This is a genomic window from Dyella choica (genome assembly GCF_003977665.1).
In the GTDB taxonomy this organism is placed as follows: domain Bacteria; phylum Pseudomonadota; class Gammaproteobacteria; order Xanthomonadales; family Rhodanobacteraceae; genus Dyella_B; species Dyella_B choica.
Window position 1 is genome coordinate 373,890 of record NZ_RYYV01000002.1, and the last position, 14,616, is coordinate 388,505.

Below are 14,616 nucleotides of genomic sequence, written 5' to 3' on the forward strand. Positions count from 1 at the left end.
CGAAAAGCTGCTAGGGCGCGCCTGCGCGCTCAGCGGGAAAACAGTTGCGCAAGAAGCTGTACCAGGATGGCGCCAACGCCGTCGCATGCGACTCGTGCTCGATGACGCGGCTTGAAAAAAGAAGTCCGTGCAGCGGCTTGCCAGAGGCCAGGCTGATGAACTCGCCAGCCCCCAGCCCCACGAGATTGCGGTAGTAGGAATCGGCGCTGAGCTCGGACTCGCAGACGGTCAAATGCAACCGGCGACCGGAGTGATCGGCCTGGGCGCGCCATTGGGCCTCGTACTGCTCGAAGACCCTTGAAGTGCCGGATCGGATGGCCGGACTGCCCGCACCGATCCGCTGAAAAAGTTCAGAGCGATCGAGCGCTGCATAGATGGAAAAAAGACCGGCGTAGGAATAGCCAAATAGCCCCGCCGTACGGGCCTTGATCCGGTAGCGCCTGGTCAGCTGTGGATGCAGCTCTTTCGTCAGGAAGGCAAGAAACCGGTCAGCCGCGGGATGCTTGAGGTATTGCAGATAAAGCTCAAGCCCGGCTTGATCAAGCATGCCCTGCTCGACCAGGGCTGACATGGCCGCCTCACTGGCGCCTGGCGGGAGCGGCTCGCCGGGAGGAATCAGATCGCGCGCGCGGACGGCAAGTTGGCGACGGGCGTCTTCCCCCACGTAGCCCACACCTACATGTAGGAATGCCTCGATCGGATGGATGGGATCGAATTCCAGCAGGTGAAACACCGCCGTCTGGGGAACGCTTACGTTTCCATCCAGGACATAGATCGCCGGAAAATCGGCATCTGGATGGACCGTGTAGCTCGCCGGAGTGGTTACCCATACGGCGTGACGCGCCCCCGTGTATTTTGAATCCAGCTCAAAATAACGCGTAAAGGGCAGCGAGGCGGTAAACGGCGGTGAAAACTCCAGTAGCTCCATTACCGCTGTTTGAACCTGAATCGGATATCGAATGAGATCCGGGTAGACCCGCTGTCGTTGTCCATGGTGCCGTGCATGAGTTCGCCGCCGCGGAAAATGCACGCCTGGCCATAGGCCATTTGCAGGGGCGCATAATCGCCCCGCCCCACTTCCGATTCGAGATACATGCTGTTGCTACCGGCGACCGCTGTAACCGGCAACCACAGATTGACAAGCTCAGCGCGTTGCCCGTATTCGGAATCGACGTGAAAGCGCAAGATGGATTTTGATCCATGAAAATTGACGCGTGCCGCCGGGGATGGCTGATACCCCTCGATGGGATAGAGCATTTCCTGGACCGGGCCATACAGCAAGCCGCCGAACAAAGCGTGCGCTGCGACTGACAGCGCGTCTTTGAGTTTCTTACTGATCTCCCAGCTGTTTTTCGTGGCTTCATAGTTCGGCACGGGAAGGGTGCCGCCACCGGGATTGAATTGCGGCAGCAAATGCAAGGTCTCCAACTCGTCCGTGCCCAGGTACTCGGACACCAGGGCGCGAAAATCCCACCGCGAGGTGTCGTAGCTGAAAATAAGCCGATTGGGCAAAGTGCATGACCCGATCGCGTAGGTTTCGGCACTTGTAAACAAAACGGTATCGGCCAGCCTGTCCATGCCTGTCCCCCACACTGAAAAAGCTTGGTGAACGATCCGAAGGAACGGGCGCCAGCGCCCGTTCCTTCGCCGGAGCATGCCCTCTCACCGGGTTTCAGAAAGGATGGTGACTTTCTTGACGAGGTCATCGGCAGCCAGCGCGTCCGCCTCCGGATCGCAAGCAATGGTAGAACCTGGCGATGCCACCGCGTGGGCAACGGCGGCAACGATGGCCTCGACCACTTCAACCACCACTTCGGTCACCACTTCCGTAGTCACCTCTGTCGTCACTTCGGTGGTCACTTCCGTCGTGACTTCGGTAGTGACTTCCGTGGTCACTTCAGTGGTGGTCGATGATTGCATCATCATCACCAGCAGCACTTGAATAGTGGGCGGGGTGGGTATGGTGGAGGTGGTTCCCGTGACATTGATCTCCGGCGGCTGGTTGCCTCCTGTCCAGGTCGTGCCGTAGAACGTGAGATCTCCCGAGCTGTCCTTGCTGAATTGCAGGATCATGTTTTGCGGGTTGCCGCCGGTGGTAAACCATGCCAATTGATCGATCTCGGAGCCCTGGGGCGGTGTCTCGCCGGTATAGTCGTAATTGGAGATCGACGAACCCAGGTAGGTCACGCTGGTTCCATTCACGACCATGGTGCCGATCGACTGGGTCCCAGGATTGGGATACACGTTGTAAGTACCGTTCCAAGTCGACAGGCTCTGCGTTGCCGTGCTTGCCGAGCCAAAAAGGTTATTGCTGGTGGGCAAGGGGTCTCCCCCCTGCGCGTAAGTTCCAAGGAAACCGTTCACGCCCGAGCTCTGATAAAAATTCAGGCTGGCGGAACTGGGATTGCCGGACGAAGCGCTCCAACTGACGTTGTTTGCGGTGAACTGCGGCGAGTTGATCGCTATGCCATTGACCGTCACCGATTGGGTGGAGACATCGACGACCACTGGCCCCGGCACGTACGTCGTGCCATCCGGTTGCAGCCAGCTCGTCATGTAGGTTCCGGAATAGTCGATAGTAGCCATTACACGTATACCTCCTTGGTGGCTTGCCGAACGGCCGATGGCGTCGTGGCGTAGCCCTTGTCGATGAGCCATTCCGAAATGTCGCACTCGTAGGCGGCTGGCGACACGTTCCCCTCGTCAAAGGATTGCTTGACGGCGTTGAGCTTGTCCCGATAGTCATGGGCAAGCCTGGGGTCAAGCAGGGCGGCGCCTACAAAGCGAGTCGCTTCCTGCAGCGGATCGCGCTTGAACATCATGCGCGTGACGCCGTGATGCTGAATCAGAAGCTTCCGGCGTTCCTCGGCGCTAAGTCCCGGCCGCGCGTGCACGAAGCCGTTCGGATCGGCGCGGAAAGCGCGTAAGGCATCCGGGGAAAGCATGAGGTCGAGCAGAGTCTGGTAAAGCGCCTCTGATGCGTGACTGTATTTGTAGCCAGGTGGCGCTTGATGTTTCCAGTTGCTGGATCTGGCGCGGGTAGCCAGTTCGGGGTAATTGGCTACATGGCAGATAAGCGGAGAGTTGCGTCCGGGCCCCACCGACTTCAGGCCAAGCTTCTCGCTCATTTCGGGGTCCGCCGCCTCGGTTCTCGCCGCTTCGATGAAAAAGGTCGAAACGCCCGTCACCTTGCGTGCGATGTCCGGATTCCTGTATTCGGCCAGCGTGTGGCGATCGATCACCGGATCTCCTGCGAACACATTGGCAACATAGTTGACGACGATGTGATCGGGGCCGTAGATGTCTTCCAGGTAGTCGAGCAGGACGTTGAACTTGTCATTGACATACCCGCCAAACTTGAAGCCCAGCTCGCCGACGCAACCGACCTGGAAGAGCACGAGGTTGACCGAGGTATCCACGTTTCGGCGACGGATAAGAAAGTCGGTCGCTTCGTAGATCTGCAGCCCGGGGACGCTGGGGTCGACGCCGAGGTCGGCATAGAGGCAGTCTTCCGCCGAAACGGCCGGAAGCATTACCGCATCGTAGCCCTCATCCCGCGCAATCTTTATCGCGTTGTGAGATGGGGTGACGAAGACTCCAGGGTGGCCGTAGAACAGCGCGCAAACATGCTTGCCCGCTCGAACCTCGTCCATGATCCGTTCAATCATCTGGACGTAGGTCATGAGCCGCGCTTTATCGTCGGCGTAATACTGGTAGAGATCGAATGAGTTGGGGTTTTGCTGCCGTATCCAGATGTCCGTCACCGGATCGGACGCGGCATAAAGCACGATGTCCGCCTGACGGATATGTGCCTGCGCCTGCAGGGTGAACTGCCCGACCGCTTTGATGCCGGAACCGATCACGACTAAGCTGCCTTTTTTCTCTGTCATGCCACCGTGCTCCTTGTCGTAGGTGTACAGATCCCCATCGAAGCCGGGGGCACCCAGCTTCGCCTGGTCGAATCGTTCGCTTTCCGCGTCCGGTTAGGGACGTACTCACACCATTGCCACGCTGGCAACCGAATTTTCTTTGCGGGCACTGATGTGCTTAGGCGTGACTGCACATCAAACGTCCGTCCATGATCTTGCATGCCTTCCAGCGCGCCAACTCCCGCAATGGCGCCCTAGGCGCCCCTGCGAGCTTGCCGCACTGCACGTGCTCGCGCCGCTTCGGTTATCCACCACGCGGTATTGCTATCCCAACTTTGTGCCGCCAAGGCTTCAATACGCTTGCATCGTGCATCCTCGACCCCCTCCCGGAGATGTCGGATGAGCACGATCGATTCATGGATCGAACCTTGCACAGCCCACCGGCAACACCGGTGGATTGGCTCGGTGATTCAGGCGATCACAGCTTGAAAGCCACGTCTGCGGATAGGGATCCCCTGTTTGATCCACCACTGTTGCGCCACATCGCTTACCGGGGGCCTAGCCGCGCTGCCGAAAGCAACGCTGTGTCTGGCCGAGCCCGCATATACGCGCTACGCCGCGGGTTCTCCCGCGGCCACGACTGTGCGACTCCTGACCCGCTTGACTCCTCGCCCAAGATTAAGGGCTTGACGCAGGGGGGCTTGCGCTCGTTTGTGACGAATCGATTTTCTCGTATCTGCTCGTTAGTCTTGCGTGAAGGCGGAATGAATGCCCCGACAAATATAGGCATGCATGGGCGTCCGCTTGAACCTTCTTTTCCAAAGCTCGATTCATGGAGCGCGTAGGTAATAAACCCAGCTTTGCGCACGACATCCCAAACCTACGCGCTCGACGCGAAAGCAACGGATGTCGTTTTCATCTGGCTACTCGATACCTTTGTTGCGTGCAACAGGTTGGCCCCTGCGGCCACAGCGACTATCCATGTCACATTCCGATCACATCCTGCTGTCAGCATCTGGGTCGCGCCCCCGAGAGGCCTGACGGCCCTTCGCGCCTTATTGACTTCAATTCAGACGGCGGGCTATGAGCCGTTCGTTGATGAATTCCAAGTCAGTGGGGAAGTTCATCTCACTGGACTTAATGGGCGCAAGTGGGGACTTTAGTAGCAGCCGCGACGAGGTGAGCCAGGCTAAGTGCCATCGCCGTCATGGTTTTTTTTGGAATTTGGGTCGCTTCGCTCGCATGAATGGGAACTGCCGTATCCCAACTCAAGGTTCGATCAACCGCACGCGTGTGAGGATGAGTCTTGCCTGCCCCGCAAAGGGTCAGTGCCCGTCGATCTCGGTAAGGGATCAAGCCAAGAAAAGCGCTTTGCGCGCCCGTGGCAAATGCATTGCCGGCTATTCGCCGCCCGCCTTCGCCGGATACTGATGCACTGAGGGCCACCTCTGCGGCTTCTCAATCAAGCCGGGGCGTGCCTTGACCCGATCCTTTCGCGAACGACCTGCATGCCAGGTCGCGGGTTGGCGTACCCGTCCAGGCCGTCGCCGTCGTTGCATCAGTCTCTGCGTCATCCATGTCTGCAGGGCAGTCCTGCCGGATGGCCGCGCCCTCACCGGATCTACCGAGTGAATCGAGCCGGGCCGATCCGAAGGGATGGCTCGGTCCTGCGCGCACCCATTCCAAAAAACCACGCTTCAAATTTCTTTCAAGATTAGGGAGAACCTCAAGATGTTTCGTGCGAAGAAGTCCCTGTTGTCCTGTTCGATATTCGCTGCCCTGGGCACGCTTGCCATGACGTCGACCGCTTGCGCTGGCGACATCACCGGCGTCATTACCGATCCGGCAAACGGCAAACCCGCGGCCGGCATCGCAGTGCTCAATACGGTCACCGGCCAATCGGTTGAGACCGATGCCTCAGGCCGTTTCCTGATGAACGATCTCCCTGCGGGCCATTACCTGCTGACCGCAACAACCGCCTCCTCGCACGCACTATCGGCCAGCGTCGATGTTCCCAAGCTAGGGACAGTCACCCCTGCTTTCAGCGCCGTGGCTACGCTCAACAAAATTTCGGTGGCCGCCAACCGCTACGACGCCAGCCAGATCCAAATGAATGCGGTCAACACCGTCAACGTCCTGTCGGCCGATGACCTGAAATACACCGCCGTACACAACGTGGCCGAGGCGCTGGCGCTGCTGCCGGGCGTGAATACCTTCAATTCCGGGCAATCGTATTTCGGCGGTATCGACGGCGCGTCGCGCGGCGAAGGCATGTTCACTTCCGTGCGCGGCCTGAATGCCGAATACAACGTCAACCTGATCAACGGCGTGAGCGTGGCGCAAGGCATGCCCTACAGCCGTGGCGTGCAGCTGAGCCTGCTGCCGCCATCGGGCATGCAGACCATCGTGCTCAACAAGACCTCCACGGCCGACATGGATGGTGATGCGATCGGCGGCACCATCGATTTCCGCACTCCCACCGCCTTCGATTTCTCCGCGCCGAGCAGCGGCAGCATCACGGCCAGCGGGCGTATCGAAAGCCGTGCGCGCGACTATGGCGACAACGGCCTGGGCGGCGGCCTGGCCGGCGAATTCCAGACCAAGTTCGGCGACCAGCACCAGGTCGGCCTCTACGCCAGCGCGTATTACCAAAGTCGCAACTACGTCAACAGCGAGGCCGCCGGCGCCACCGCGGCATCCGGCGATGGCGCCTGGGCGTTCGCGCATGCCACCGCTGCCGGCGCCAACGCCGCGGGCTTCGACCCGCAGCGGAACCTGGAAAGCACGGGCATGTACCTGGGCACTTCCTCCGGCTATACCCACCAGTACGGTGGCAATGTCTCGCTGGACTGGAAGCTGGACGATACCCTCACCGCCTATGCGCGCGCCACTTACGCCTACGCGAAGACCGAGCAGAACACCACTTACCTGCAAATCATTCCAAAAAACATTTCGTACGCGCAAATTGGCAATACCGGCGTCTACCAGCCCGTCATCGGCCGTATCCCGATGCGCTTCTGGTACGAGACCAATCCGGAAAAGGCCGATCTGGCCACCTTCCAGGTCGGCGCCGACAAGGTCGTGGGCAGCTGGACCCTTTCGCCCAACCTCTTCTACAGCTTCGGCGACAACGATCGCCCGGATCACGTGGAAATCTCCGCGCGCAACGACGAGTACTCATCCGCCGATTTCCCGTATGGCGCCAGCTCGGTGATGATCTACGGCTCCAACGGGTTCGCCTATCCGCAACTGACGCCGGCCATGAGCGCACAACTGAGCAGCGTTGCCACCATGTACGCACGGCGTGCCGGCGAACTGACCGAAATCTACAGCGGCCAGGAAAAGGGCGGCATCAAGTTCGACGCTCGTGACGATTTTGACTCCGGCGCGCTGGCCTCGGTGCAGATGGGCGTGAAATATTCCACCAGCCATCGCGACTTCAGCAACCGCGACTGGACCACCAGCAAGTACACCGATGGACGCAGCTTCGGTTCGCTGGGCTTGATCGATGGCTATTACTCGTCGGTTTTCCCGGGCATTTACCCCTACCCTTCGCCGAAGATGAGCCAGTCGGCGCTCAAGCGCCTGATTGCCGCCAATGTCGTTCCTGGCGACCTTGACACCTGCAGCAATCTCTACGTCAACAACTGGAATTGCGATACGCAGCGCGCCAACGAAACGGTAAGCGCGGCCTACGCCATGGCGACGTTCAAGTGGGGCAACCTGGAGGTGATACCCGGCATGCGCTTCGAGCATACCGATATCCGCAACACGTTCTGGGTCATCCCCCAGGATGCGCAGGGCAACGAGATTCCCGGCTATTTCGCCAAGAATTACACGCACTACAACGAACCGCTGCCGAGCGTCTTCGTCAATTACCGGCCGAGCGACAACACGGTGTATCGCGGCGGCATCTGGACCAGCTACACGCGCCCGGCCTTCATCCAGCTCGGCGGCGGCTCGCAGATCAGCATCTCGTCCGATGGCGTGACGACGATCAGCGAAGGCAACCCCAACCTCAAGTCGATCTATTCGCTGAACATCGACTTCTCGGGCGAGTGGAGCAACCAGCAGGGCGGCCACGCCATGCTGTCGGGCTTCTACAAGAAGCTGTCCCACTACATCTTTGAATCGGGCGGCAATCCGGTCAACCCGGCAACGGTGGATGCAGGGGCGATTCAGTACGTGCAGCCGAGGAATGGCGGCGATGGCAAGGTCTACGGCGTCGAAGCGGCTGTGCGCCAGAAATTCCAGAACTTGCCCACGCCGTTTGATGGCCTCGGCGTTGCCTTCAATGCCACCGGACAAAGGACCTCCGTGAACCTGGGCATGCCCGGCTTCGAGCACGAGCGCATCCAGAACGCTCCCAATCTGATGGCCAATGCGGAGCTGTTCTATGAAAAGAACGGGCTCTCGATCAACCTCAGCTATCACTACGCCGGCGCCTACATCTCCACTTACGATTATCTTGGCCAAAATGCTGCCTGGGACGATTTGTGGATCCGGCCGGTCACGCGCCTCGACCTGCATGCCGGTTACGCCGTCAACGATCACCTGCAGGTCGACATGTCCATCACCAACCTCACGCAGAACTACTCGTATTGGTCGCATATCGGCAAGAACAGCCTGGTCGCTTCGGATATCGTCGACTCAGGGATGACCACGCTGCTGACGGCGAAGTATTCGTTCTGATCAAAGGTGGAAGGCATGCCCTGCGCGTCGTCGCGCGCGGGGCTTCGATAGCGAGTGACTGGCTCATGCGAACGAATCAACGCTTTGGCGGTGCGAAATCCATTCTGCTGGCATGCCTGCTTGGCTTCTCAGGCTCGGTGCCCGCAGCGGCGACGAGCGAATTGCGGCTAAACCAGCTGCAATACCTGGGCAGCCACAACAGTTATCACGCGGGGCTCGCCCCCAGCGAGGCCGTGATCTGGCAGCGCAAGCACTTCGAGAAGCTGGCGATAGTTGATTACGCGCACCCATCGCTCACCCAACAGCTCGATGACGGCGTGCGGCAAATCGAGCTGGACGTTTATGGCGACAGCAAGGGTGGGCGCTATGCACATCCCGCCATCACGGAGCTGGTTAGCGAGGCGGGATTGCCGTCCGATCCGCCCTTCGCCGATCCGGCCACCATGCTGCGGCCGGGCTACAAGGTGATGCACATCCAGGACCTGGACCAGCGCAGTAATTGCCAACCCTTTACGGCTTGCCTGGCGGAAGTGCGGTCATGGTCGCAGGCGCACCCGACTCATCTGCCGGTCTTCATCCTGGTCGAAACGGTGCGTTCGAGCCTCGACCAGCCCTTCCCCACGGTCAAGACCGAAGCCTATGACGGCCCCGCCCTGGATGCGCTGGATGCGGAAATCCGTTCGGTGTTCAAGCGCAAGGAATACATCAGCCCGGACGACGTGCGCGGTCGCTACGCCACCCTGAACCGGGCCATCCGTGCGCAGGGCTGGCCGACGCTGGCCAGTGTCCGCGGCAAAGTGATCTTTCTGCTGGACCAGCGCTGGGTGGGTCCTGGCTATCTGCAAGGACATTCATCCTTGCGCGGAAGAGTGCTGTTTACCAATGCGGCTCCAGGCAGCGACGACGCGGCCTTTACCGAATTGAACGGCGGCGATGCCGCAAGCATCACACAGCTGGTCAAACAGGGTTATCTCGTTCGCACACGCACGGATGCCGACCTGCAAGAGCCCAGGCGCAACGATACTCGACGTCGCGACAGCATGATGGAAAGCGGCGCGCAGCTGCTCAGCACCGACTACCCTGCTGGAGAGCCGGCGACTTCCGGCTATGCGGTAGGTTTTTCCAATCACCTGCCCGCACGCTGCAATCCGCAAACGGCGCCGGCAGCCTGTCAGAACAGCGAGCTTTCACCGTGAGTCCCATGGCCACTCTACCGATTTCAGGGCGACCGCTTGCTCGTGCCGCCAGCCGATGGCTCGTGCTGATAGCGATGATCCTGCCTGTGTTCCCCGCACAAGCCGATATGCCGTTGCAGCTTGAGCGCGTGGTGCTGCTCTATCGCCATGGCGTGCGCACTCCCTTGCCGGGGGAAATCCAGTTGGACGAGGTGTCCGGCAAGCCATGGCCGACCTGGCGGCAAGCACCCAGTGAATTGACCCCGCACGGCGCAGCCGGCGCACGCTTGATGGGGCAGTATGACCGCCAGCGTCTCGCCGCAGCCGGCTTGTTTTCCGTACACGGCTGCCCTACGCCGTCACAGCTGTCGTTCTGGGCCAACACCGACCAGCGCACCATCGCCAGTGCGCAAGCGCTTGCGCAGGGGTTCGCGCCAGGCTGCCCCATCCAGGTCGGCCATTTGCCGCAGGGAAGCGAAGATCCCTTGTTCCATCCCATGGAGGCAGGCGCCACGGCATGGAACGCGCACGATGCGGTCACTTCCATCCTGGCCAGCACCGGCGAGCCGGATGCCTTGACGGAACCGCATGCCGATGCGCTCCAGTTCATGATGACCGTAATGGGTTGCGATCAACGCCACCATCCGGATTGGTGCGAACCGAGCCATTGGCATGGAACATTGGCGGCACCCACGTCTTCCGAGCGTATGACGCTGAGCGGACCGATTGCCACGACATCCGGCACGGCCGAATCCATCCTCATGGCCTATGCCGAAGGATTCCCCAACCGCGCGGTGGGCTGGGGCCGGATCAAGCCCGGACAGCTTGAATCCCTTTCGCAGCTCCATGCGCTGCTGTTCGATCTCTACGCGCGACCTGACTACATGGCCGAGCGTACCGCCTCGGTGCTCAGCCATCGCATCCTTGGCGTGCTGCAGGACGAGCAAGCGCCACGACTGAACGTATTCGTGGGCAGCGACAACAACATCGTCGCCCTTGCCTCGGTCCTGCATCTGCATTTCAAAATGCCAAGCTACGCGCAAGATGATCCGCCCATTGGCGGAGCGCTGGGCATCGAACTGTGGCGAGAGCCTGGCGGTTCGCAGCGCTACGTGCGCGTCTTTTATCAAGCGCAGAGCCTTCCGCAATTGCGCGCCCTGTCCCACTCACCACCGGCCACGGTGAGCCTGCTTCCTCCGGCGTGCGTCTCGAACAAAAATGGGCTATGCCGGTTTGCGGATATTCTCCCTCTTCTTCAGCGCGCCGAGGCTCGCGCGCGTTAGCAGCGCGTAGGCTGGGATGGCAATCCCAGCATCAGGATGCTGCATGGAAAGCTGGGATTGGCATTCCAGCCTACGTGCTCCCGTATTCCCATCAATCCAGTTTGATCCACCACACGCCGTAGCCGCTGGTTTTCACCCCATCGTGGAAATCGTCCTCATGCTGTCGCCAGGCAGGCCGGGTCTCCTCCACGTCAGACATATTTTTGCTGTTCCCTTGGTTGAAGGCGGGATTCTGGGGAAAAACCCAGTCGTTGTCGTTACCCAGTCCGCCGTTTTGCCGACCAAGCTTGTGTCCGGCATCCCATAGCTTGCCCGAAGCATAGGAGAAATCGGCTTCGGGATTCTCCACTTCAAAGGCGCCTTTGTTTCCTTTTACCGTTTGACTGACTATCTTGGCGCTTTTTCCAGTGGCGTAGTCGAAACGAATGCTGTCAGGCTTGTTAGTACTCGCAGCATTGACGTATTCACGAGTCCCCTGACTTGTTCCCGTTCCGGTATTCAAGTCACTCTTGACCACAAAAAACATATCGCCGCCTAGGAACGATTCTTTTTTTGGCTTTTGCTGGACCACGGCGCCTTGCTCATTCACCACGGGATTATTCAAGCGGCCTTTCTTGAACGAATCGACCAAGTGTTTTTGCGCGTCAGCCTCGGGTAGTTGCTCCAACGAAACCTCCCTCAGCCTCCCGCCTTCCTTTAGCTGAGCAGCGCAAGCCATCGGCCACGCCGTTACTTCCCGCCGCTGCACAGCGCTCCGAGAGGAGGCCAACACACGCGCACCCATGACATCCGCCTCTCGCTCCAGACCGGCGTTGTCATTGAGCGCAACTCCCGCAAGCTGGGCCGTGGGTTTTACCCGCCCCTGCCGCTGCTGCACAACGTGCCAGGCCTCATGCGGCAGGTGCTTTTCCTGCCCCGCCCCAAGATGAATTTCGTTTCCCTGAGCGTAGGCCAAGGCATTCAATTGCGCCGGCTTGGCGGAATTACGATGCACGACGACATCGCCCATATCCATCCCCGACGCAGCCTCGATGCCGGCCCGCAATGGCGAGGGCAAGCCATTTGGCTTGTGCTCCGCTGAGCGATCGGCGCGCAATTGCGCCAGCTGGCGCTGCTGTGCCACCTGGCGGGAGCTTGCATCCACCCGTCGTTGCAGGGGTGAAGTGGCGTGAGAGTCTGCGAAAGATGCCGGTGTTGAATTGGCCATTGTCTGCCGTACAGGCGCCGCTAACTTGCTCATTGCCTTCCCCTTGTCGTGCGCGTCAGTTCAGTCTGATCCACCATGCCCCGCCACCGCTCTCCGCCACGCCTTCGTAGAACGAATCCTCATGCGCCCGCCATAAGGGATGCCTCTTTTCCTCATTGTTCATGTTCTTGTTGTTTCCCTGATTGATGGCCGGATTCTGCGGAAAAACCCAGTCCTTGGCATTGCCAAGCCCACCGTTTTGCCGCCCCAACTTGTGCCCCGCATCCCAATAGTTGCCATTGTCGTAGGCCTTATCGGCTTGGGGATTATCTACGTCGTCTATAACATCGTCGCGCTGTGTCACCGTCGTTTTGGCCACTTTGCCACTCTTACCGGTGGCGTAGTCGAAACTGATGCTTTCGGGTTTCGGGGTGTTGGGCTCGTTGACATACTTGCGCGTCGCCTTGCTGGTGTCCGTTCCGGTATCGAGGTCTTTCTTGGTCACCGTAAAAAGATCGCCATTCGAATACGATTCCTTGTGGGGGCGGCGCTGAACCAAGGCCCCCGCGGCGTTCACCACGGGGTTCTTGACCTGGCCTTTCTTGAACGAATCCGCCAAGTGCTTGTGCTTTTCCTCTTCCGACAGGGTGTCAAGCGGCACCTCCGCAACACCCTCGCCATTGGCCGGCGGGATAGCACCCGCAAGCTGTTGCTGCCCGTCTGGTGGAAGCATGTTGCCCTGCATCTGCGAAAGCTTCTGTCGCTGCGCCACTTGCCTGGCGCTCCCATCGATCCGGCGCTGCATGGGATGCGAGGCACCGCTGCCCATGGCGAATGACGCAGGCTCGGCGCTTGCCTCATGGTGATCGGCGCAGACGCTTTGCTTCATGACGATGCCCTCCCGATGCCCTAGTAGCCCGCCAGCCAGCCAAGCCCACCCAACACGGCGCCTCCGACTAGCGCCCCCGCCGCGACGGGAGCGAGGGCCAAGCCGCCCAGGCCAAGCCCCACCGCGGCTCCCGCGAGGGCGCCAATACCACCGATGGCTCCCAAGGCCTTTGAGCCGGCTCCAGGAAAGCTGCCGGCCGAATTTATTTTCTCTTCGTCATTGACTTCACCCTTGACGGACAGCGGAATCTTCTTGATCCGCTCCTTGTGGACATTTTTGTCGCCACTCAACGACTTCACGATCTCGGCCGCTGCATCATCGCCCATGTCCTGCGTTTCAACTTTGTAGGTCACGTCTTCGCCTACGTTGGCATCTTCCATTTCCTGATTGAAGCCCTGCTCCATCTTTTCCTCCCACTCCCCTTGTTCGAATGCCACGCTCCACGGCCGAACATTGCTGTTATTGCCTACGCCGCCGATCCTTTTCGGGATCATGTGAGCGCTCATGCAGCGCCACGACCAGCCCAGTTCATCCAGGGTTTCATTCACGTCGCTTGCAATCTTGCTGTTGGCATCCTTTCCCCCAGCGCTGAGACTTTTGGGCCAGCTGTGCGCGTCGAATCCGGCCGGCCTTTTCACCGTTTTCGTATAGGTCAGGCATTGAATCGGAGCATCTGCATTGGCGCTGGGCAACGAAGCGGATTTTTGCAGTTGCCTGACGTGCGCCTGTTGTGCCGTCTGCCGGGAGCTTGCGTCCACCCGCCGCTGCAGCAGCGGCGCGGCTTGCACGCCGGCACGTGACGCCGGTGCCGAATGGGGCGTCTCTCGTCTGGTCGGCATGGCTTGCATGGTCATCGCCATTTGGCCCTCCTCAGGCACTTGGGCGCCGCATCAGGATGGAGAAATCATCCGCCACATAACCGGCCACGAGCTCCGCCGCCGGATCGAGCGTTCGGCAAAAAGCCAGAATGTCCAGGGGATCCCGGCCGCACAGCACGTGGGTGGCTTCGAACACATTCGCGTCCAGCAGGTTGAAGGCGATGCCGCGTGTGGCAGCCTCCCACATCTGCCGGATCAGGTTGTAGGGATAGAGCGCATTGCTGTTGCGATAGCTCATCGCACCCGATGCGAGTACATAGTCCACTTCCGGCAGCACCGCATTGAGCATGTCGGCCTGCACGAATCCGGTGCGAGGCAAGTGTCCATGGCGCCGGCGCGCCTCCTCGATGAACTCCGGCATATGATCGACCCCGAGGTAGGCAAGCTCGGTAAATCGCGAATCCAGGAAAGGCTTCAGATCGCCGTAGCCGCAGCCCAGATCCAGCACCTTGCAGCCGCTCATGTCACCGACGCGGCACAGCACGTCGAAACGCAGACGCTGGCTTTCGGGCGTGCGCCAACCCAACGCGCATCGCTTGGGGTCACCGATGCGGCGGCGGTGGAATTGCAGGACAGCAGCCTTTTCAAACAATTCCATCACGCTTGTAGCCCCTCGTGCGATTTGCGACACGCACCCGCGACGG

The 14,616-nt window shown here is 60.1% G+C and carries 11 protein-coding genes; 3 read left to right on the plus strand and 8 right to left on the minus strand.

Features of this window, described 5'->3' with window-relative positions:
- Positions 1-10: 10 nt before the first annotated feature.
- The 4 genes from EKH80_RS04185 to EKH80_RS04200 all read right to left on the minus strand — a co-directional run bounded on the left by EKH80_RS04185 (position 11) and on the right by EKH80_RS04200 (position 3,863).
- Positions 11-928, minus strand: a complete 918-nt coding sequence (locus EKH80_RS04185) for an alpha/beta hydrolase (protein WP_126683462.1) — start codon at positions 926-928, stop codon at positions 11-13.
- On the minus strand, positions 928-1,578 hold the full coding sequence (locus EKH80_RS04190) for a 2OG-Fe(II) oxygenase family protein (protein WP_126683463.1): 651 nt from the start codon (positions 1,576-1,578) through the stop codon (positions 928-930). Before EKH80_RS04190 ends, EKH80_RS04185 begins: the two co-directional genes overlap by 1 nt.
- 84 nt (positions 1,579-1,662) lie before the next feature.
- On the minus strand, positions 1,663-2,586 hold the full coding sequence (locus EKH80_RS04195; protein ID WP_126683464.1) for a hypothetical protein: 924 nt from the start codon (positions 2,584-2,586) through the stop codon (positions 1,663-1,665).
- Positions 2,586-3,863 carry an SAM-dependent methyltransferase gene (locus EKH80_RS04200; protein ID WP_230473410.1) on the minus strand — a complete coding sequence of 426 codons (1,278 nt, stop codon included), beginning with the start codon at positions 3,861-3,863 and terminating at the stop codon, positions 2,586-2,588. The genes EKH80_RS04195 and EKH80_RS04200 overlap by 1 nt, the downstream gene beginning before the upstream one ends.
- Before the next feature lie 1,737 nt (positions 3,864-5,600).
- Here EKH80_RS04200 and EKH80_RS04205 point away from each other — a divergent pair.
- The 3 genes from EKH80_RS04205 (at position 5,601) to EKH80_RS04215 (ending at position 11,019) form a co-directional block, all read left to right on the plus strand.
- Positions 5,601-8,561, plus strand: coding sequence for a TonB-dependent receptor (locus EKH80_RS04205; protein WP_126683466.1), 2,961 nt, complete (start codon positions 5,601-5,603; stop codon positions 8,559-8,561).
- Between the two features lie 65 nt (positions 8,562-8,626).
- Complete coding sequence (locus EKH80_RS04210) at positions 8,627-9,757, plus strand: phosphatidylinositol-specific phospholipase C1-like protein (RefSeq protein ID WP_126683467.1); 1,131 nt, start codon at positions 8,627-8,629, stop codon at positions 9,755-9,757.
- 5 nt (positions 9,758-9,762) lie between these two features.
- Entirely contained in the window at positions 9,763-11,019 is a 1,257-nt protein-coding gene (locus tag EKH80_RS04215) for a histidine-type phosphatase (RefSeq protein WP_126683468.1), read from the plus strand.
- Positions 11,020-11,110: 91 nt separating this feature from the next.
- Here EKH80_RS04215 and EKH80_RS04220 read toward each other — a convergent pair whose 3' ends face one another.
- The 4 genes from EKH80_RS04220 to EKH80_RS04235 form a co-directional block, all read right to left on the minus strand.
- Entirely contained in the window at positions 11,111-12,259 is a 1,149-nt protein-coding gene (locus tag EKH80_RS04220; protein WP_126683469.1) for an eCIS core domain-containing protein, read from the minus strand.
- A gap of 22 nt (positions 12,260-12,281) precedes the next feature.
- Positions 12,282-13,034, minus strand: coding sequence for a hypothetical protein (locus EKH80_RS04225; protein ID WP_126683470.1), 753 nt, complete (start codon positions 13,032-13,034; stop codon positions 12,282-12,284).
- 80 nt (positions 13,035-13,114) lie between these two features.
- The gene (locus EKH80_RS04230) at positions 13,115-13,786 is read right to left on the minus strand and encodes a hypothetical protein (RefSeq protein WP_126683471.1); all 672 of its coding nucleotides are present in this window, start codon (positions 13,784-13,786) and stop codon (positions 13,115-13,117) included.
- A gap of 178 nt (positions 13,787-13,964) precedes the next feature.
- Entirely contained in the window at positions 13,965-14,570 is a 606-nt protein-coding gene (locus tag EKH80_RS04235; RefSeq protein ID WP_126683472.1) for a class I SAM-dependent methyltransferase, read from the minus strand.
- Between the last annotated feature and the right edge of the window lie 46 nt (positions 14,571-14,616).